This is a genomic window from Vibrio sp. 03-59-1, from assembly GCF_013114135.1.
In the GTDB taxonomy this organism is placed as follows: Bacteria; Pseudomonadota; Gammaproteobacteria; order Enterobacterales; family Vibrionaceae; genus Vibrio; species Vibrio cortegadensis.
Genome location: NZ_VTYA01000068.1, coordinates 1 through 1,294, shown reverse-complemented (window position 1 = coordinate 1,294; position 1,294 = coordinate 1). Strand labels below are relative to the sequence as shown.

The window sequence follows — 1,294 nt, the reverse complement described above, 5'->3', positions numbered from 1 at the left end:
TCTCCATAAGCGTCTATTTATATTTAAAAATAGTCTACTTAAACTAACTTGGCGCCACTAGAACTCAATAAAAACGTACCCTTACAGAGAAACAACCTAACGCCGCATTAAGGTGTGACGCACGCTTGGCTATACTTGAGCGAAGCGAAAAGCCAAGCGTAAGGAATCACTCTTAAATGCTTTGTTATATTCGTAGCCTATTGATTAAAAAGCTGTTCTACCGTTTTCATTGGTAAGAACATACGAATACGCCCATTATGTTCACACAATACTTCAAAGCCGAACTTCGTATAGAACACTTGAGCAGAATCAGTCAGACAGTCCACAACAATTGCGTATGCTCTCATGTGATGGTTCACTTCCCACAAGTACTTCAGTGCACGAATTAGACTAACCTTTCCCAGTCCAGAGCCATGAAACTCTTTGTGCACAGCTAATTGAGCCAAAAGAAAAACAGGAATTGGATATCTAGGAAGTTTCTTTGCTAATTGTGCCGGTAATGTTTCTCGGCTGATTGAACTCGGTGCAACACTATAAAATGCGCAAATAGCGAATTTTTGATTTAATAGTGGATGAGCACTAGGTAAAACCATCGTTCGGCTAATGCCCGCTTGCATGTGCTTTGCAGCTTGAGTTTTAATAAATGTGTTTAGCTCTTGCTCGCCACAGTCAAATGAGTTGCGGTCATGCTTTGATTTACTAAGTTCTACGAACTCTTTACCCCAACTCACTTAATACCACTCTCATCTGTAAATTTGGCAGCTTCAAGCAAAGCTTGATTCGGTGCTTTTGCTCTATTACACGCAGCCATAAACTCGTCAAAGACACTGTCTTTGACCATAATACTTTCATGCTCCTCAATAACATGAGTCGCATCTTCGTCCATAAGTCTCACAACATATTCAGTGAGACTTTTTAAACCAAGTAAAGCCGATGCTTTTTCGGCTTTTGCCTTGATCTCTTCATCAAGGCGGATATCTAAACGTGCAGTTGCCATAACCCCTCCTGCGTACGGATACATTCCGTAACCAGAAAGATTATAGTGCAAATTTAAAGCACATTCAAATTGTACGGAAACCTTACGGAACGAAAGAGAATATAACGCCCAATTAAGGTGCGACAACGCTATAACACCCAAACTAAACCACTGCACCATAAACACAAAATTCAAATCGAAGTGAACTCGCCACGCGTTGGGAGTCACTCTTAAATTGTTTGTTAGTTGCGTTACTTGCCACAAGCACTGTCCTTACAAGCACCAAGTAATGTATTAATCTAAATGATCTGGTGTATG

Annotated in this window: 2 protein-coding genes; both read right to left on the bottom strand. The window is 40.5% G+C overall.

The features are described from left to right. Nucleotides 1-197: 197 nt before the first annotated feature. Nucleotides 198-731 (bottom strand): GNAT family N-acetyltransferase, encoded by a 534-nt coding sequence (locus F0249_RS19940; protein WP_136996067.1) that lies wholly within the window; start codon nt 729-731, stop codon nt 198-200. Continuing rightward, entirely contained in the window at nt 728-997 is a 270-nt protein-coding gene (locus F0249_RS20450) for a DUF1778 domain-containing protein (RefSeq protein ID WP_136996068.1), read from the bottom strand. The genes F0249_RS19940 and F0249_RS20450 overlap by 4 nt, the downstream gene beginning before the upstream one ends. Between the last annotated feature and the right edge of the window lie 297 nt (nt 998-1,294).

Excerpts from the sequence above, each read along its gene's own strand:
- F0249_RS20450 (WP_136996068.1), bottom strand. The coding sequence starts at position 997 with ATGGCAACTGCACGTTTAGATATCCGCCTTGATGAAGAGATCAAGGCA.